This window comes from Streptomyces sp. NPDC058985 (assembly GCF_042740985.1).
Lineage (GTDB): Bacteria > Actinomycetota > Actinomycetes > Streptomycetales > Streptomycetaceae > Streptomyces.
The window spans coordinates 25,849-44,686 of the sequence record NZ_JBHYJX010000037.1 but is presented as its reverse complement, the minus strand read 5'-3'; the positions used below and the strand labels follow the sequence as shown (position 1 = coordinate 44,686).

The 18,838-nt window shown below is 69.5% G+C and carries 18 protein-coding genes; all 18 read left to right on the top strand.

Translation table 11 applies throughout. The features are described 5' to 3' along the window. Window positions 1–229: 229 nt before the first annotated feature. Complete coding sequence (locus ACFW01_RS27610; RefSeq protein ID WP_384507754.1) at window positions 230–763, top strand: sigma factor-like helix-turn-helix DNA-binding protein; 534 nt, start codon at window positions 230–232, stop codon at window positions 761–763. Further along, window positions 747–3,314, top strand: coding sequence for a terminase large subunit domain-containing protein (locus ACFW01_RS27605; protein ID WP_384507751.1), 2,568 nt, complete (start codon window positions 747–749; stop codon window positions 3,312–3,314). The genes ACFW01_RS27610 and ACFW01_RS27605 overlap by 17 nt, the downstream gene beginning before the upstream one ends. A gap of 605 nt (window positions 3,315–3,919) precedes the next feature. Then, window positions 3,920–5,836, top strand: coding sequence for a hypothetical protein (locus ACFW01_RS27600; protein WP_384507748.1), 1,917 nt, complete (start codon window positions 3,920–3,922; stop codon window positions 5,834–5,836). A 62-nt stretch (window positions 5,837–5,898) separates the two neighbouring features. Beyond that, entirely contained in the window at window positions 5,899–6,660 is a 762-nt protein-coding gene (locus ACFW01_RS27595; protein WP_384507745.1) for a hypothetical protein, read from the top strand. Between the two features lie 117 nt (window positions 6,661–6,777). Beyond that, window positions 6,778–7,530: a hypothetical protein gene (locus tag ACFW01_RS27590; protein WP_384507742.1), complete on the top strand. Its 753-nt coding sequence runs from the start codon at window positions 6,778–6,780 to the stop codon at window positions 7,528–7,530. Between the two features lie 15 nt (window positions 7,531–7,545). Continuing rightward, window positions 7,546–8,595, top strand: coding sequence for a major capsid protein (locus ACFW01_RS27585; protein WP_384507739.1), 1,050 nt, complete (start codon window positions 7,546–7,548; stop codon window positions 8,593–8,595). Window positions 8,596–8,600: 5 nt separating this feature from the next. Further along, entirely contained in the window at window positions 8,601–8,912 is a 312-nt protein-coding gene (locus ACFW01_RS27580) for a hypothetical protein (RefSeq protein WP_384507736.1), read from the top strand. A 90-nt stretch (window positions 8,913–9,002) separates the two neighbouring features. Beyond that, a complete protein-coding gene (locus tag ACFW01_RS27575) occupies window positions 9,003–9,332 on the top strand; it encodes a hypothetical protein (protein ID WP_384507733.1) in 330 nt (109 codons plus the stop codon). After that, window positions 9,329–10,171 carry a hypothetical protein gene (locus tag ACFW01_RS27570; protein WP_384507730.1) on the top strand — a complete coding sequence of 281 codons (843 nt, stop codon included), beginning with the start codon at window positions 9,329–9,331 and terminating at the stop codon, window positions 10,169–10,171. The genes ACFW01_RS27575 and ACFW01_RS27570 overlap by 4 nt, the downstream gene beginning before the upstream one ends. Next, complete coding sequence (locus tag ACFW01_RS27565; protein ID WP_384507727.1) at window positions 10,168–10,560, top strand: hypothetical protein; 393 nt, start codon at window positions 10,168–10,170, stop codon at window positions 10,558–10,560. Before ACFW01_RS27570 ends, ACFW01_RS27565 begins: the two co-directional genes overlap by 4 nt. Continuing rightward, window positions 10,560–11,006, top strand: coding sequence for a DUF6093 family protein (locus tag ACFW01_RS27560; protein ID WP_384507724.1), 447 nt, complete (start codon window positions 10,560–10,562; stop codon window positions 11,004–11,006). Before ACFW01_RS27565 ends, ACFW01_RS27560 begins: the two co-directional genes overlap by 1 nt. After that, window positions 11,006–11,401 carry an HK97 gp10 family phage protein gene (locus tag ACFW01_RS27555; protein ID WP_384507720.1) on the top strand — a complete coding sequence of 132 codons (396 nt, stop codon included), beginning with the start codon at window positions 11,006–11,008 and terminating at the stop codon, window positions 11,399–11,401. The genes ACFW01_RS27560 and ACFW01_RS27555 overlap by 1 nt, the downstream gene beginning before the upstream one ends. After that, window positions 11,401–11,868 (top strand): hypothetical protein, encoded by a 468-nt coding sequence (locus tag ACFW01_RS27550; protein WP_384507717.1) that lies wholly within the window; start codon window positions 11,401–11,403, stop codon window positions 11,866–11,868. Before ACFW01_RS27555 ends, ACFW01_RS27550 begins: the two co-directional genes overlap by 1 nt. A gap of 132 nt (window positions 11,869–12,000) precedes the next feature. After that, complete coding sequence (locus tag ACFW01_RS27545; protein WP_384507714.1) at window positions 12,001–12,471, top strand: hypothetical protein; 471 nt, start codon at window positions 12,001–12,003, stop codon at window positions 12,469–12,471. A 92-nt stretch (window positions 12,472–12,563) separates the two neighbouring features. Further along, on the top strand, window positions 12,564–13,103 hold the full coding sequence (locus ACFW01_RS27540; protein ID WP_384507711.1) for a hypothetical protein: 540 nt from the start codon (window positions 12,564–12,566) through the stop codon (window positions 13,101–13,103). Window positions 13,104–13,129: 26 nt separating this feature from the next. Next, a complete protein-coding gene (locus ACFW01_RS27535) occupies window positions 13,130–13,471 on the top strand; it encodes a hypothetical protein (protein WP_384507708.1) in 342 nt (113 codons plus the stop codon). A gap of 15 nt (window positions 13,472–13,486) precedes the next feature. Continuing rightward, entirely contained in the window at window positions 13,487–17,938 is a 4,452-nt protein-coding gene (locus ACFW01_RS27530; protein ID WP_384507706.1) for a hypothetical protein, read from the top strand. Then, window positions 17,935–18,828: a phage distal tail protein gene (locus tag ACFW01_RS27525; protein WP_384507704.1), complete on the top strand. Its 894-nt coding sequence runs from the start codon at window positions 17,935–17,937 to the stop codon at window positions 18,826–18,828. Before ACFW01_RS27530 ends, ACFW01_RS27525 begins: the two co-directional genes overlap by 4 nt. The last annotated feature ends 10 nt before the right edge of the window (window positions 18,829–18,838 follow it).

Sequence of the window (18,838 nt, the reverse complement as noted above, 5' to 3'; positions counted from 1 at the left end):
GGGAAGGCAGCCTCAGACAAACCGCGAAATGTACGGCAGCATCAAAGGTGTCGGCCTGGACCGGTGTCCCCGCGCCCAACCAGGCCGACACGCACACCCCCGGCCCCACAGCCCACCCCCCGGCTGTGGGGCCCACCCACACCCAAGGGGCAACACCCGCCCCGAAATCCGCGATCATCCATACAAGGCGCGGGGCCGACAACCACACACGAGCGGGAGCCCCACCGCCATGCCACCCTCCAGAGCAAAACGAGCACTCGTCGCCCAACGGCGCAGCGAGATGCTCATCATGAAGATCCAGGGCCGTACCGCAGCCCAGATCGCCGAGCACTTCAACATCAGCCCCGCCACAGCACGGTCAGACCTCTCCCGCGGCATCAAGAAGGCCCGCGAGATGGAGGTAGAAGACGCCGAGCTGTACCGCTTCGTCCAGGGCGCCCGGCTCGAGCAGCTCCTGCGCGGCGTGTGGGACGACGCCAGCAACGGAGACCTCAAGGCCGGCGAGCAAGCCCGGAAGTACATCGCCGACATCACTGAACTGTTCGGCCTCAAGATCCCGGTCCGCACCGAGATCAGCGGACCCGACGGCGGAGCGATCCCGTTCTCCAGCGGTGAAGCAGCCGAAGTCATGGCCCTCATCGACATCTCCGACCGGGACAACGCCGAGATCCCCGCCATCGACCCCGACGCCGACCTCGACGAAGACGACGAAGACGAAGAGGAGGACCTGGACGACGAGGACGACGATGACGACAGCACCTGACCGTCAGGCCGCAGCAGAAGCCCGCTACCGCAGCCTCCCCGCGGACCAGCGGCGCCGCGTCATCGCCCGAGCCCGCCCAGAAACCCGCGCCAAGCTCGCCGGCATCGAACGCCAGATGGCCATGGACCGGTCCCCGGGCGCCCTGGCCGCGGTCCTCACGGAGCGCCGGGAGAAGCAGGCCGCTCACCTGGACATGATTGACAGCGCTTTCCGGCGCATCGCCGCAGGTGAACGCCTCCAGGTGATGCTGACCTGCCCGCCAAGGCACGGGAAGCAGGTCGCGGACTCAGAGCCGGTGCTGACCACCGAAGGATGGAAGCGTCACGGTGACCTCCAGGTCGGCGACTATGTGTATGCCCCCACCGGGAAGCCGGTAGCGGTCGAATGGGTCTCCGAGCCGTCCAACGAGAAGCTGCGCGTGACGTTCAGCGATGGCGAGTCCGTACTGGTCCACCCCAACCACGAATGGGTGGTGTACGACCGCGCTCCAAGAAGGTGGCGAACCGTTGAGACTCGGTACCTGGCGACGCAGAAACTGCACTCCGGGCCACAGGGCCGCCGCGGCGGCCGCTACCGGTTCCAGCTCCCGCCGATCGAGGCGCTCCAGAACCCCGACGCAGATCTCCCTGTAGACCCCTACACCCTCGGGGTATGGCTGGGTGACGGTACGACAGGGAAGACCTCGTACTGCGGCACGGCAGAGGACGTCGACCACATCGCGAGCCGCATCCCGTACACGCTGGGCGCCCGCTGGGTCCACCCCAACACCGGCGTCCACTACCAGTACATCAAGGGCCTGCGGGCCCCCCTAAGAACAGCCGGCGTACTCGACCACAAGCACATCCCGCAGGACTACCTCATTGCTTCCGAACAGCAGCGTCGTGCCCTGCTGGCCGGCCTCGTCGACACCGACGGGTCACTCGGGAGCGACGGCCGTATCCGGTTCGTGTCCGCATCCGAGGAACTCGCACACGGCGTCCGCGACCTTGCCCGCACCCTCGGCTACCGAGCCAACCTCACCTGGCGCGGCCCCGACGAACGCCAGCGGTCCATATGGGGCGGTCGCCCGTTGAACGGAGGCAGCTGCTGGGTTGTCGACTGGACCCCGCACGACGGGCTTCCGCAAGGAACCCTGCCACGCAAAGCGGTCAAGCACCCCGGGAAGATCAAGCGCCGTATCGGCTTCGCAAAGATCGAACCTGCCGATCCGGAACCGGGCCGATGCATACAGGTCGAAGGCAGCCTGTACCTCGTCGGCCGGTCCCTGATCCCCACCCACAACAGCCAGCGTGCTTCACGCTGGGGGCCGCTCTGGTACCTGCGGCGGCACCCCGAGCACCGGGTGATGATCGCCTCCTACGGCGCGGACCTCGCCGACGACCACGGCCGCTGGGTCCGCGACCAGCTCAAGGAGTACTCCTCCGTCCTGGGTATCAAGCTGCATCCCGCCTCGCATGCGGCGAACCGGTTCGACCTCGAGCAGAAGCGCGGCTCCAGCGTCCGTGGCGGCATGGTCACCGCAGGCGTCGGGGGTGGTTTGACCGGAAAAGGCTTTAATTTGGGTATTATCGACGACCCGTTCAAGGGCCACGATGACGCCGCCAGCCCGGCCCAACGCGACCGCGTCTGGGAGTGGTACCGGTCCGTGTTCTTCACCCGCCGTGCTCCCGGCGCCTCCCTGATTTTGATCAACACACGCTGGCACGAAGATGATCTATCCGGTCGGCTCCTCGCCCACGAACCCCACCGCTGGCTCCAGATCGACCTGCCCGCCCTCGCCGACAGCCCCAACGACCCCCTGCACCGCGACATCGGCGAACCCCTGTGGCCCGACCAGTACGACGCCGACGAACTCGCCGACATCCGCGAAAGCGTCGGCGAGCGCGTCTGGTACGCCCTCTACCAGCAAAAGCCCCGCCCCCTCGAAGGCGGCGTCTGGAAGTGGGCATGGATCACCGGCCATCGAATCAAGCGCGAAGCCTGGCCCGGGATCACCCCCACCCGCGTCGTCGTCGCCGTCGACCACGCCGGCGGCGACACCCTCCGCAACGACGAAGTCGGTCTCGTCTGCGCCGCCCGCGACCGCGACGGCGGCCTGTACGTCCTGGACGACCTGTCCCGCACCATGGGCGCCGAGACGTGGGGCGTGGAAGTCTGCAAACTCGCCATCGAGCGCCAGGCGGACGCCATCCTGGTCGAACGGAACTTCGGTGGCGACATGGCCCGGCAGATCGTCGTCCAGGGCTGGCAGGAACTCGCCCGGCAGGGCCAGACCAACGGCATGCTCATGCCGTCGATCATCGAAGTACACGCCAAGCAGGGCAAACGCCTCCGCGCCGAACCCATCGCCCAGCTGTACAAGCAGGGCAAGGTCCACCACGTTGGTGAGTTCACTGAACTGGAAGGCCAGATGGTCACCTGGCTGCCAGGCATGGACTCTCCAGACCGCATGGATGCTGCCGTGCATGCACTGACAGAGCTAGCCGACCCTGCTCAGGAGGGCCTCGGCGCGCGGCACTACGCCGACCAGCGGCTTCGCGGCCGCCGCTGACGGAGCTGGAGCCGGGAAAGGGTTCACGGATGGTGATCGTGACTCCTCATCTGCGTGGATCGATCCGTGTTCCCTGGGCAGGGAGTACGAGCAGTGGGTATGTTGGCCAGCATGACCAATGCATCTCCGTGTGCATTGCGTCAGACATAGAGCGGGCCGCCCCTGATATCCGGGGCGGCCCAGAGGCGGACGCCGGGCTACCAGTTGAGCCAGGTCACCAGCTGGACGGTCAGGTCCAAGCAGGCGACGTAGAAGGCCCACCGGGTGTAGTCCGGCGGTTCGTTTTCCAGCACTGTTCCTCCTTCCGGAACAGTCGTCCCGGAGGGCTGGATGCCCTCCGCGCCCGGCCGGGGCGCGCAGGCACTGGAAAAGCCGCTGACCGTCACTCTATAGAGAACGGTGGTCAACTCAGGGCCCCCCGACCAAACTTCATCCCCAGAGGTGTAATTTCCTACCCCTTGAGCTGCGCGTATGGCGGACCTCCGACTTTTCCCGGTCGAGGAGAAGAACAGCATTGGGGGGGGAACCCCCGCACGTTCCCGCCCGTACCCTGATCACAGGCGCGGGGCCCGTCCCAGGACGGGAACGTCTGTGGAGGAGCAGAGGTGGGCCTGCGCGAGGTCGTCATCCACGCCTGGAGTTACCTGAACTACAAGCCGGTCTACGCCGGCACCAGCCACGGCGAAACCCCCGGCATGCCCAACCGGCGGGCGTTCCCCGAGGCCAACCAGATGTGGGTCCCCGAAGAGGACCAGAAGCGCCTCGCCGCGTACAAGCTCCTCGCCGCCTACGACAACAACCAGGCCGCCGAACTCGCCGAAGCCGCCGGCGACCTCCACGCCCCCGACAAACGCGAGTTCGGCGACCCGGCGATGTTCATCGACACCGTCATGTCGCACGTCCTAGGCCGCGAGCAGACCATCACCGTCGCCGGCGCGGACACCGACAGCGACACCCCCACCCCCGACGAGACCACGGCCGCCAAGGTCCAGGAACTCCTGAGGGCGTGGGCGGAGACGGAACTGTTGCCGATGCGGGTCCAGCAGGCCGAACGCAAGGCCGTCACCCTCGGAGACGGCGTGTACCGGCTCGCCTGGGAACCCGGGAAGAACCGGCCCGTCCTCCGCGTCCACGACCCCGGCTTCTACTTCCCCGTCCTGCCCGAGGATGGCGACGCCGGCGACTACCCCACCCGCGTCCACTTCGCATGGGAACTCCCCGCCGACGAACGCCGCGGCATCAAGGCCCGCCTGCGGCGCATCACCTACGAACTCGACTGGATCCGGCCCGCGACCGCGTCCGGTGTCGACGAGACGGGCCGCGCCGTCCGCGCCCCCCTGCCCAACACCGGTCCGGACCCCGACCAGCCCGACGCCGAGGTTCCGCCGCCGCTTACCCAGGGCGACCTGTACTACCCGGAGACCGGGGCCATTGCCCGCCAGTACCCGTGGAACGACGAACCGTCGTACGTCACCTGCTACCTGACCGACGCCACCTGGATCCTCGAGGACATCAAGGGCACCCCCGACGTCGACTCCCTGTCCACGGAGACGGCGACGTTCGCGACCCGCGGCGACGGGGAGGTCCTCGACCACCTCGACCTGCTCATCGACTTCATCCCGGTGATCCACCTCCCGAACACCGTCCCGCCCGCGGAGGAGCACTGGGGTCAGTCGTCCCTGGCCAAGGTGTTGCAGATCTTCGACGAGCTGACCTCCGCCGACACCGACTCTGCGAAAGCCTCCGCGACCACCGGCGCCCCCGTCGTCGGAGTATGGGGCAAGGCCGCCGACTCCCGCCTCGAGGTCCACGCCATCCAGGCCGGCATGTTCCTGAAGCTGGGGGAAGGCGGCGGCATGCAGACCCTGGACACCAGCCGGAACCTCGCCGAACTCCGCAGCCACGTCCACGACCTGGAGGACCGGGCCGCGAAGGTCGCACGCCTCCCTGCGGTCGCCCTCGGCACCCTCGACCCCTCGCAGGCCCCGTCCGGGTACGCCATGGACGTCTCCCTCGGACCGTTGGACGCGCTCATCGCTTCCATGCGCCTGGCCCGCGACCACAAGTACGCGCTGCTCCTGAAGATGGTGCAACGCCTGTACATCGGCAGTCAGCACCCCGACTGGGCCGGCGTCACCGTGCAGCCTGCCCGGCTCGTGTTCGGCTCGTACAAGCCCACCGACAAGGCGTCCGTCCTCGAACTCGCCGCGACCGGCGTCAAGGACGGTGTCCTCTCCCTGGAGACCGCGGTGCAGATGCTCACCGAAGCCGGGTTCCCCATCGAGGACGCGCCGCGGGAGATCGAACGTATCCAGGCCCGCCAGTTCGAGCAGGCCCGCATGCTCGCCGACGCCACCGGCGACACCGGCCTGGTCGGCGAGTTCCTCGGCGTCACCGTCTCCGAACCCGACCCGTCCGCCGCCCCCGCACCGGTCCTTCCCCCGGCCGGCGAACCACCCGCCAACGAGGGAGAGGACGACGGCAGCCTGGAGGTAGCAGAGGCAGGGGGGAACACGCCGTGAGATCTGTGCTGAACTTGGATCTAGGCGCGGGGCCTGAACGTCCTATGGGAGGACTGTCTGCAATGCGTGCCCCCGCGCAGCACCACCGCCCCGGCCTCGCCGCCGCCCGCGGCTGGGCCCACCCCTACACGGGTCTGAGCGCGCTCGCCGTGTTCTACAACGACGGCGGCGACCCGCCCGCCGGGAGCGACCCGGCGCCCGCCCCGAAGCCGGGCCCGCCGCCCAACCAGCCGGCCAGCGGCCAGTTCACCCAGGACGACCTAGACCGCATCGCCGCCAAAGAGAAGGCCCAAGGGCAGCGGGCCGGCGCCCGCCAGGCCCTCGAGGACCTCGCCAAGGAACTCGGCTTCACCAACCCCGACGACGTCAAGACGTTCGTGGCCACCGCCCGCAAGGCACAGCAGGACGCCATGACCGAGGAAGAACGCCGCCGGCAGGAACTCGACACCCGCGAGCAGGAACTGACCTCCCGTGAGGCGGCCGCCGTCGCCCGGGAGCGGGCCGCGATCCGTACCAGCGTCCTCGCGCAGCTCGGCGCGACCGGCAGCGACCTCGAGGACGCCCTCGCTCTCCTCGAACGCGACCTCCGCGACACCCCCGACGCCGACGAGACCACGGTCCGCACCGCCGCCGAAGCCCTCAAGGACCGGCGCGCGGCCCTGTTCGGTGCCGCCCCCGCCACCGCCCCGGCCAGCAGCATGCCGCCCATCCCGGGCGGATCCCCCGCCGGCGGGCCCCCGCCCCGCCAGGCACCCCCCGCCAAGCCCGGAAGCCGCGGCCTCGAAATGGCCCGCATCCGCGGACACCGACGCGACGCCGCCTAGCACAAGCCTCCCCGACCCGCCCGGGTCAGGGCCTGGGACCACGCCCTTCTCCTCGTGGACGCACACCCCGCAGGGGTGCAGCAGTCACCGCACACCGCAGTTCACCAGGAGAAGGCAGTGAACGACTTCCAGCCGTACTCCTACACGGACAGCGTCACCGCCGACCGGCCGTGGCTCGCGTCCCTGGTAGGAGTCCAGGACACCAACACCATCACCCTCGACCTGACCAAGTTCAGCGAGGGCGCCCACTACGTGACCTCCGCGAACCCGATGCTCCAGGGCCGCAACGTCATGAAGTCCGGCATCCCCCTCGGCAAGGTCACCGCGTCCGGCCTGTACGCCCCCTACGCGGGGCCGCGCAGCGAGGTCCAGACCGTCACCATCACCGGCGGCCCGACCGGCGGCACCTACACGCTGACCTTCAGCGGGCAGACCACCGCCGGCATCCCCTACAACGCCACCGCCGCGCAGGTGAAGACGGCGCTGGAGGCCCTGTCCAACATCAACGTCGGTGACGTCGCCGTCTCCGGCGGCCCGCACCCCGGCACGGCCATGTCCGTGACGTTCGGCGGCCAGTACCTCAGCGACGACGTCGCCCAGATGACCGCCTCGGCGGCCAGCCTTACCGGCGGTACCAGCCCCGCCGTCAACATCGCCACGGCCACCGCCGGCGGCGGCGCCTCCGCCTCCGACGGTACCGAGGCCCTCGCCGGGTTCCTGGTCTCCCAGATCAGCTTCAACCCCGGGTCCACCAAGGCCGCCGGGGCGCTGCTGTGGCACGGCGAGGTCTTCGCCGACAAGTGCCCGATCCCGTTCGACCCGACCGACGTCGCCAGCACCGCGCCCGGCGTCAACATCCACTACCGGTAGAAGGAGGAGATCACCATGGAGGCTCTCGAGCTCCTCCTGCGGGACACGAACGACACCGACCTGACGGTGTTCGCCCGCCAGATGGACACGCCCGCGAACTACCGGCTGACCCGGGAGATCCTCCCGGAGAGGCAGATTCAGGGTGTCCGTTTCCGCACCACCAGTTCCAAGCGGCGCGTGAACGCGGCGAAGTTCCGCGCCTACGACGCCCCGACCGCGCTCGCGCAGCGGCAGGCGGAGAAGGTCGTCAACGAGGGCATGCTGCCCGCCCTCGGCCAGACCCTGCCCGTCTCCGAGATGGACCAGATCCTCCTGGACGTCGGCCACGGCTCCGACACCCAGGCCTACCTCGACCTGCTGTACAGCGACGTCGAACGGCACGTGGAGTCCATCCGCACCGCGCAGGAACTCGCCGTCGGTGAACTGCTGGCCACGGGATCTGTCACCCTGCCGGGGATCGGCGTGCCGGTCGACTGGAACGTCCCGGCGGAGAACATGCCGACCGCCGGCACCCTGTGGGACCAGCCGTCCGCGACGCCGCTGTCCGACGAACGCGCCTGGATCGACTACCTCATCGACTCCGGCGCCCCCGCCCCGCGGATGGTCCTCACCTCCCGCCGGGCCCGCTCCATGCTGGCCTCCAACGCCGAGTACCAGATGGCGTACTACGGGCAGAACTCCGCGAACAACCCGGGAACCACCCTCTCCCCGCCCGAGGTCGACGCCGTCCGCGCCCGCTTCGGACTCCCGCCGATCGTCATCTACGACGTCCAGGTCTGGAACGACAACGCCTACCAGCGGGTCATCCCGGACAACAAGTGGATCCTCGTCCCGGACGTCCCGGCGTCCGAGTGGGCGGAGACCCAGTACGGCGTCACCCGCGAGGCCGCGAAGTTCACGTCCGGCACCAACCCGGCCCTGACCCGCGAAGAGGCCCCCGGCATCGTCGTGGTCACCAAGGTCGAGGACGACCCGGTGCAGATCTACACCCGCGGCGCCGCCATCGGCATGCCCGTCCTGTACGTGCCGGACATCCACATCTCGGCGACCGTCCTCGGAGCCTGATCGCCATGGCCAAGCTCGTCCAGGCCGTGTTCGTGAAGGACCCGGAACGCAACCGCACCGTCATCCTGCGCCCGGGGGAGGAGCCGGAGCCGCGCCTTGCGGCCCTGGTCACCAACCCCGACGCGTGGGAGGACGGGAAGACGCCCGCCGTCGCCGGCGACTCCAGTACCGCGGCCAGCGGCACCGGCCAGTCCACCAACGACGACAGCACCGACAAGGCCGACCCTCCGGCCGCCAAGCCCGCTGCGCGTAAGCCTGCGGCGAAGAAGCCGGCCCGGGGCCGGGACGCCGCTGACGAGGGCACCAGCGGCGACTAGCGGAGAGCGGGCCCGCCCCCACGGTGGGGGCGCCACAGGGCGGGCCCGCTCCCGCACCACCCCTTCCCACATCACGCACTGGAGGACGCCATGGATACCGCCATACGGGCCTGGCTCCTTGGCCAGCTCGGCGCAGCCACCGACGTCAACGACCTCGAAAACCGCTACGACCGTCTCGGATCCGCGCGCGCGGTCGCCATCGAAGTCCTCAACGGTCGCCTCGCCGACCTCCTGGCCCAGCCCACCACCGTGAACGTGTCCGGCGTCGTGGCGGTTGGCTTCGGCGAGAACATCAAAGCCCTGGAACGGAAGATCGCAGCCCTCCAGGCCGGAGACATCCCCGCCCCCGACGACCCCGACGGACCGGACACGGGCAGCGGCATCGGCTGGATCGTCCTCCAGGCAAGGCCACGCCGATGACCACCCCCGTTCGGCGCCGTGGCCGCACTCTCCGCCAGCGTCTCCTCTCCCACATCACCGGCGCCGTCGACCGGCTCCGCAACGCCTGGTCCATCCTCACGATCGCCCAGACCCGCCTCCTCAACGCCCTCGCCCGTATCCGGCCCGGACGCACCTCCGGCGGCGGCCGCGCCCTCCGCGCCGCCATAGCCGCGTTCAACACCAGCCTGGGCGCGTTCGATCGCGCTGCGATGGCCTTCGCGGAACGCTGGGCGTCCACGGACCTGCCCCTCATCTACCGCGAGGGCGCCTGGCAGATCCTCGAGAACGCCGACCGCCCCACCAGCCGCTTCACCTGGACCGGACGGCACCAGGCTGCGGTCACGGCAGCGTCCGCGCAGTACTACTCCGACCTCACTTCTCGTATCGCAGAGGGGCTACGGAGGGCGCGGGCGTTCCTCCGGGCCGCTCAGGACGCCGCCCGCGGGCCCGCTGACCGGTTCGACGTCACCCGGCTCCGCGAGGACCACCCCCTGGACACGGTGATCTACGCCAACAACGCCCGGCACCCGGTGGACGCGTGGGCGCGGACAGCGGTCACCTGGCAGGCGGTGACCACCGCGAACACGGCGGCCGCCCGCACTGCCCTGGACGAGCTAGGCACCGAGTGGGTGGAGGTCCGGGATGGAAGCGGGTGTGGGTGGGAGTCCCATGATTCGCCGGACAAGGCGGATCGGACCCTGCGAACCGTGCAGGACGCCCTCGCTCACCCGACCAGCCACGCCCACTGTGTCCGCGAGTTCCTGCCCCGCCTCGACCTCATCGGTCGAACCGAAATCCGCACCGGAGCGCCCCTGTGACCCAACAGCCGACCGAGCCGCAGGCGCACGCCGTCCACATCGACGGGCAGCCCGGCCAGGCCACCATCCGAATCGCCGGGGAAGCCCTCCCGCCCGGCACCGTCACCGGCTACATCCTCCAGCACGACATCTCCGCGGCCCTGCCCACGCTGATCCTCCACACCCGGCAGCCCGACGGCGTTGCGTTCGACGGTCTCGCCCGCGTCGCCGTCGGCATCCCCAAGACTCCGAGCGACGTCATCGTCGCGTTCCTCGCCGAGATCGACCCCGAGCAGCTCGACCGGGAAGCCCTCAACCGCAGCGACTACGGCGGCGGACCCGCAGCGACCGCGCGCGCCATGCTGCAAACCCTCACCGAGTACGCCAAAAACCTCGACAGGACCAGCTGATGGCCATCGACCTCGTCAGCGTCCTCGCCAACGCCGCCGTCATCGTCGAAGGTGCGATTCTCCTCGACACGGTGCGCTTCTCCAGCCCAGCCGGCGGTCCGCCCGTCTTCAACGAGGACACCGGCCTCTACGAGACCCTCGAAGGGGACGTCCTGTACGAGGGGCCGGGCGCCGTGCAGTCCGGGAGCCTGCCCGAATCCGCATCCGCCGTCGTCGCGACGCAGCCGTGGGTGAACGAGACCACCAGCAAGTACAAGGTGTTCACGCCGCTCACCGCGCCGATCGCAGCCCGGGACACCATCGTCACCATCATCGCCGTCCACCAGGGTGGGGACCAGACGCTGATCGGCCGGCAATGGCGGGCCATGGACCCCTCCCAGGGCGGCACCCTCGGCGTCGTCCGCGTCACCAGCCTCGACCAGATCCAGCAGGCGGGAGGCATGTGATGGACCTGGACGACCTCCCCGACCGGCTCGAGCAGGCCGCCGACAGCGTCGGGCCCGAGGTGAACCGGGTGGTGCAGAAGCAGGCGCGTCTCCTGCGCGCGATGATCCGCTTCAACGCGTCAGGACGTCCCGGCCCGAACATCATCACCGGGGACTACTTCGACTCCTGGGGGCCCGCCCAGCCGTTCGCCGTACCGGACGGCGGGGGAGCAACGCTCGGCACCACCCAGCCGTACGGCCGCCGCCTCGAGTTCGGCTTCTGGGACATGACGGACAGCATTGGTCGGCATTTCTTCCAGCCGCCGTACGCCCACGTGGAGCCCGCGGTGTCGGAGCTGTCCGCGGAGTATGAGGATGCCTTCAAGGCGGCCCTCGACCGGATTTTCGGGAGCTGATGGTGATCCAGCGACGCCCCGTCACTCAGGGCCTCCAGGCGCTCCTGGCCTCGCTCACCGGCCGGCCCGTCGGCCTGCGGTCTGTTCCCCTGGACGGCCAGGGGCGGCCCGTGCCGCCGCCGTACACGCTGCTCTATCCCCTGGACCGCACCGACGACACGCAGAGCCTCGCCGACAACCAGCAAGCTGCCGTCTTCACCTACCAGGCGACGTTCGTGTCCGGGCCCACCCCTGGCGTCCCGGACAGCCGTGGTGGCGACGAACAGGCGCAGTGGCTCGCGGACCGCGGCTGGAAAGTCGTCGAACGCGCCGTCACCGGCTACACGGCCGCCCTGAACGTCGGCACCGGTGTGACCTGCTACCGGAGGGAGGCCCAAGAGGTGGGGGGAACGTCTGACGCAGGAGATGCCATCATCACATCAGTGATCCGTTACCGGCTCTTCCTCGAGGAGCAGCCGACCGGATAGCCCCCATCAGCGGGGGATGTGCGAACCGCACCGCGGCGGGACCCCACGCGGACGCCACCACCACAGGTGGCTGCCACACCAGACACGTGTAGCAGGGGTCTCGACCGGCCCCGCATCCGCAAGGGGCCCAGCATGCCGCGTTTCAACCGCAAGGGCGTCACGAAGATCCTCTTCACTGACACCATCACCGACACCGGATACCTCCCCACCGCCGCCGAGATCACCGGCGCCACCGACTACACCAAGGACATCGCCGCCGTCGAGGGGTTCTCCATCGAGAACCAGGAGATCGAAACCCCGGACATGGACTCCACGTTCGTGTCGAAGATCCCCGGCGACGACTCCGCGGCCGACTCCTCCCTGACCTTCTACGAGGACGATGTCGACGACACCCTCGAGCAGGACCTCGCCAAGGGCACGACCGGTTTCATCATCATCTGCCGCAAGGGCAAGGCGCCGTCCACCAAGGGCATGGACGTCTACCCGGTGCGTGTCGCCTCCAACTCCCCGGCGATCACCGCCGACAACGAGGCCGCGAAGCTGATGGTCCGGTTCTCCATCACCGACCGGCCGCTGCTGAACGCCACCGTCCCGTCGTCCTGATCCGGCCGCACCCCACCAGCCCCCGGCCGGGCCCGACGTACTTGGGAAGGGCGCCGCGCGCCCGGCCGGGCCTTCCCTCAGGAGAGCCCCGAATGACCAGCACCGCGTGGGACGCCATCCAGAAGCAGCTGGACGGCATGCCCAAGCCGACCCAGGTCCTCCGCCTGTGCGCGGACCCCGACGTCCGCGACCGTTACCAGGCGGCCAAGCAGAACGCCGACCGTGCGCAGGACTACGCGGACGCCGTCGGCAAGGACAAGAACGCGGACAAGGAGGCTCTGGCCCTGGTCCGCAAGCAGGCCCGCGACGAGCAGAACGCCCTCGCGGCCGCGCGCGAGGAGTACGAGAGGGCCACGGTCACCCTCACGTTCCGGGCCATCGAGCACGGCGAACTCCGAGAGCTACTCGCCAAGCACCCGCCGACCGAGGAAGACGAAGCGGAGAACAGTAGCGCCGAGTTCCATCACGACACGTTCGCACCCGCTCTCATCGCCGCCGCGAACACCGACGGCATGCCCCTCGAGTACGCGCAGCAGGCCATGACGACATGGCCGCTCGAGGACTGGCGAGCCCTGTGGGGGGCGGCCTGGTCCGTACAACAGCGCAAGCGGACCGACCTGGGAAAAGACTGATCGACGATGCCGACTTCCGTGCCGAGATGGAGCTCTGCCACCAGTGGGGCATGCCGCACTCGCGGTTCCGCGGTCACGGAGACGGCACCTGGTCTGACCTCGACCGGCGCAAAGCCCGCGCCTACCTGCACTACCTCAAGCAGGTCTGCCAGACCTGCGGCACCCGCCCCGACGAATGGGACGAGGCAGTGGGCGGCGACGAGGACGCCTACCGGGCCACCACCCACCGCTGCATCGGCTGCCAGATCCTCCAGGACCGGCAGAAAACCCTCCCCGACGGCGACGAGGCCCACGGCATGAAAGTCGCCCTCATCCCCACCAGCGTCGCCGCCGCCCTCGAACTCGAGAAGTCCCACCGCCGCCAGTAAGAGAGGAGCCCGCCCGTGTCCGAGTGGAATCTGTCGGTACGCCTGACAGGGCAGGGCTCTGACCTCAAGCAGACCCTGAGAGACTCCGCGTCGGAGGCCCGAAAGCTCAAGAACCGCATCAAGGAAGCCCGGGAAGAGCTTGCGCTCCTGCGCACGGCCGCCGCGAGCGACATCACGGTCCGCCTAGACATCGACGCCGCTCACCTCCGCTCCGACGTCACCGCAGCTCTCAGCGCGGCAGGGTCCGGACAGGGCCTCGCAGTCCGGCTCGACCTGGACGCCGACCACCTCCGCGGCGAGGTCACCTCCGCCCTCACAGCGGCCGGCGCCGGTCAGGGCCTGGCCGTCAACCTCCGCCTCGGCAACGCCATGCAGCTACGGCGCGAGGTCGAGGACGCGGTGCGGTGGGCGGCGTGGGGGCACCGCATCGAAATCCCCATCGGCCTCGCCGATCCGATGCAGCTACGCCGGGACGTGACCGCAGCGGTGCGGTGGGCGTCGATGAACCAGACCATCCGCGTACGGGTAGAGCCGGACACCAGCCGTCTGCGCCTGCCTCTCCCGTCCCCCGGCGGTGGAGGGGGCGGTGGCGGGGGAGCGGACTTCGGACTTGCCGGCCTGCTGCCCATCGCTACCGCGGCCATCCCTCTCATCGCCGGTGTCGCCGCCAACCTCGCACCGCTCGCCAGCATGTTCGCCGCGACCGGTGGCGCGGCGACCGCCTTCGGGATCGCGCTGGCCGGGCAGATCGAGCCGATGTCCGAGGTCGCCGACGCGGAGAAGAAGTACCAGGAAGCCGTCCGCGACAACGGCAAAGCCTCCAAGGAGGCGATGGAGGCGCAGCTCGCCTACCAGAAGGTCCTGGCCGACCTGCCGCCGGAGACGCAGAAGGCCGCGATCTCCCTCTCCAACCTGAAGGGCACGTTCTCCGACTGGTCCGACGACATGTCGAACTGGACGATGGAGCCCGTCGCGAAGGGCTTCACGGTCCTCGAGGAGCTCATCCCGCACATGAGCCGGGAGGTGCAGTCGTTCTCCGGGCAGATGGACCGCCTGATGAACGTCGCCGGCGGCGCCGTCTCCACGCCCGGCTTCGACGCGTTCTCCGACCGGGTTGCGGAACTCACCGACGCGAAGCTCGACGACTTCACCGACCAGCTCGTTCATCTCCTGCGGATGGTGTCCGAGGGCGACGCCGACGCGGGCGTGATCGGGAAGATCCTCGCCTACCTGCGGGAGAACGGGCCCGCAGCACGGGAAGCGTTGAATGCGCTCGGGGACGCGGTAGGCACCCTCGCCGAGGGTGCGGCGGAGGCCGGGCCGACGATGCTCACCCTCGTCACCGCCGCCGCCCGACTCGTGGCCGCGCTGCCCCCTGAACTCGTCGCGATCATCCTTCAGACAGCGACCGCCCTCAAGCTTCTCCAGCTCGCCGGGCTCGGCGCGGCCGCCATCGCGGGCGGTATCGGCGCGGTCCGTACGGCGATAGCCGGGCTGGCCGCGACCGCCGCAGCCGCAGGCGGTGGACTCGCCGGCCTGCGCGCCGCGTTCCTGTCCCTCGGCGTGGCCGCCAAGGCGTCCGTCGTCGTCGCCGGTATCGCCGCCGTCGCGGTCGTCTTCACCCAGCTGGCGGACATCGGGAAGTCCGCGCCGCCGGACGTCGACAAGCTCACCACCAGCCTCGGCAAACTCGGCCAGACCGGCGAAGTTGCAGGCGAAGCCGCCCGCGCGTTCGGCCAGGACCTTGGAGGGCTCGCCGACAGCCTCCGCACCCTCGCCCGCCCCTCCAACCTCGACAAGACCCAGCAGTTCCTCACCTCCCTCGTCGGCATGGACTCCACGCCGGTCAAGGAGGCCAAGGAGGACCTGGACGCGGTCGACGAGTCCCTCGCGAACCTGGTGAAGTCCGGGAAGGGCGATATTGCGGCGGCCGCGCTGGAGCGGATCGGCGAGGCCATGCGTAAGCAGGGCATGTCCCGCAAGGAGCTGGAGGCGCAGCTCGACGGCTACAAGTCGGCGCTCGCGGATCAGGCGTTCGAGGCGGAGCTGGCCGCGCAGTCGCAGGGCGTGTTCGGGAAGGCCGCGCAGGACACGGCAGCGAAGCTGTCTGCGCAGAAGGCGTCCGCGGACGGGCTGCGGCAGTCCCTGCAAGCCCTCAACGACGTCAACCGGGCCGGCGGCTCCGCGATGAGCGCGTTCGAGCAGTCCATCGACGACGTCACGGAGGCCGTGAAGGACAACGCCGGCGCGCTGAAGATGCGCGGCGGTGAGCTCGACCTCGGGTCGCAGAAGGCCCGCGACGCGGAGAAGGCCCTGTCCGATCTGGCGGCGAACACCGATGCGGCGGCGGCGGCCGCTCGGGAGCAGGGCAAGTCGTGGGAGTACGTCAACGGGATCTACACCGACGGCCGGGACACGTTCGTGCAGGCCGCCCGCGACATGGGCCTGACCGCGGAGCAGGCGGAGGTCCTCGCCAACCAGTACCTGAAGATCCCCGACAAAAAGTCCACGGTCCTGGAGATGCGCACCGAGGACGCCATCACGGGCCTGAACTCGGTGATCGCCGCGATCGAGAAGACCCCGAACGCGAAGTCCGTGACCGTGTCCGCGCTGACCACGGACGCGGTCGCCCTGCTGGAGGAAATGGGTTACAAGGTCAAGGAGCTGCCCGACGGGCGGTTCCAGGTGACCGCGGAAACCGGCAGCGCCAAGTCGGGCCTGGACCGGGTGAAAGCCGCCCGGGACGGTCTCACGGACAAGACCATCGCCTTGTCGGCGGAGACCCAGGACGCGATCGGCGACCTGGAAGCGGTCAAGGCGAAGGTCGCCTCCACCAACGGCAAGACGATCACGATGAAGGCGCCGACGGGGGAGGCGAGGAAGCAGCTCGAGGCCCTCGGCTTCAAGATCAAGGCGACGAAGGGCAAGAACGTCGTCATCAGCGTCCCCACCGGCAGCCAGCGTTCCAACGTCGCCGGCCTTGCCGGTGCCATCGCGAGCCTGAAGAACCGGTCGGTGACGGTCACCTACACCACCGTCTACAAGATCAAGGGCTCCCCGGGTGGGCCCCCGTCCGGCACCTACTACGGGTCCACCGCAGGACGCTCCGCCGACGGCAACATCTACGGGCCCGCCCGCGTGCAGCGCTTCGCTGAGGGCGGCATGCGGGAGAATCACGTCGCGCAGATCGCCCAGCCCACCTACCGCATGTGGGCCGAACCCGAAACCGGCGGCGAAGCCTACATCCCCTTCGCGCCGTCGAAGCGGCCCCGCTCGAGAGCCATCGCCGAGGAAACCGTCCGCCGGCTCGGCGGCGACCCCGCCTCCATCCAGTGGAACGCCAGTGGCGGCATCGACGGTTGGCAGTACGACCCCGTCAGCGGCTCCCTGTACTCTGCTTCTGATGCGGCGGCCGCGGGGAAGAAGACGAAGAAGGTCAAGGGCAAGACGGTCGAGTACTACGACCTGGCCGCGGTCGAGAAGAAGCTGTGGAAGATGGGCGAGGCCACGGCCGCCTGGAACCGGAACCTGGAGAAGGTCGCCGACCGGGCCGGCGGCGACGTGGCCCGCGCCCTGGCGGGGATGGGCGAGGACGGCCTGAAGATCGCCGCGAAGATGGCGACGGGCACGGACAAGTACGTCGCCCAGATGTCTATCGCTCTGCGGAACCTGGAGAAGGAAGCCCGCGCGCGGCTCTCGGACTTCACGTCGCAGCTGGACCACGACACCGCCACAAACCAGATCTTCCAGAACAACCTGGTGAAGCTCGCAGCGATGGGCTACGGCTCCCTCGCGTCCCAGCTGGCGTCGCAGGGCGACCAGGCCGCGATGGACCTTGCCGCAGAGGCTGCGGGCAGCAGCAGCAAGGCGAAGAAGGCCAACGACGAAGTGAAGCAGCGTCAGGCGCAGCTCACCTCTGAGCAGATGGGCGCCCTGATCCAGATCATTGCCGCGATCACCGCGAAGACAGTTGGGATCCACGACGTCGCCGGGAAGACCGGCCTCGGTGAGGACGTCATCATCGAGGTCGCGAACAAGGCCAAAGCGCAGATCAGCAAGAGCCTGGGGTCGAAGGCGGCGAAGTTCCTCGCCGACCTGACGAAGGCCAACAAGCACCAGGCGTACGCGGACGGCGGCATCCGGGCGGGCCTGTACGCCACGCAGGGCGGCATCATCCGGTTCGCGGAGCCGTCCACGCACGGTGAGGCGTACATCCCCCTCGGGCAGAACAAGCGCGGCTCGGCGACCCGGGTCCTCGGGGACGTCGCCACCCGCTTCGGTCTCGGCCTCACCGACGGGAACGCGGGCCGGGTCGTCATCATCCGCGAGCAGGGCCCCCTCGTGGGTGAATCCCACTTCCACATCGGCGAACGCCAGTCCGACCGCGACCTCGCCCGGCAGATCGAAACCCGGCAGGGATACCAGCTGCGGCGCCTAGCCCGCGGCGGAGTAGGGGCGCGCGGATGAGTACACCCGTGGAACTCGAAGACGGCCAGCACGAACTCGCCGGGATCCTCATCGGCCGCGGCACGCCGGTCGTCATCGCCGCGATCGAGGGTCTCGGTAGGGCGCCGCAGCGCACCGCCGATGTGGAGCCGCCGGGGGAGGACGGGCTGTGGCTGGGCCCGGACCTGTTCAACGGCCGCACCATCCGCATCGACGCCCGCATCAAGCTCCCGGGGGACCAGGAAGGCGCCCTCAACGTCCACGAGCAGCTTCAGAACGCAGCCGACGACGAATCCGTCCGTCTCGCAGGCGGGGCGACGACCGACCTGCGGCTGAAGTTCGTGGGACGGCCGGCGCGGACGGTCCGCGGCCGTATCCGCGCCCTGAACCCGGACCTCACCCAGGCCAAGCACGGCCTGATCCCCCTGGACATCGAGTTCACCGGGCAGGACCACCTGTTCTACGACGAGCAGCAGACCACGTCCATGCCCCTCGGATCCCTCACCCAGGGCGGGCTGACGTTCCCGCTGATGTTCCCGTTCACGATCGAGTACACGGCCGGGGCGGTCGGCCGGCCGGGGTTCATCGACGTCGGCGGCACCGCGGGCACGTGGCCGGTGCTGCGGATCACCGGGCCGTGCGCCAACCCCACGATCAAGCATGTGGGGTCGGGGCGGACGCTGACCGTTCAGGGCTCCATCGCCGACGGGGACTGGGTGGAGATCGACACCCGGCCCGGCTGGCGGACCGTCCTCCGCAGCAACGGCGGCGGGATGCCGCTGACCGCGCAGTCCCGCATCGACCTGTTCCGGCTGGATCCCGGGCTGAACGAGATCCACTGGAACGCGACCGACCCCACCCTGACCAGCTCCCTCGCCGTCACGTGGTGGCCGGCGTACAAGGCCCTCTGAGGAGATACCC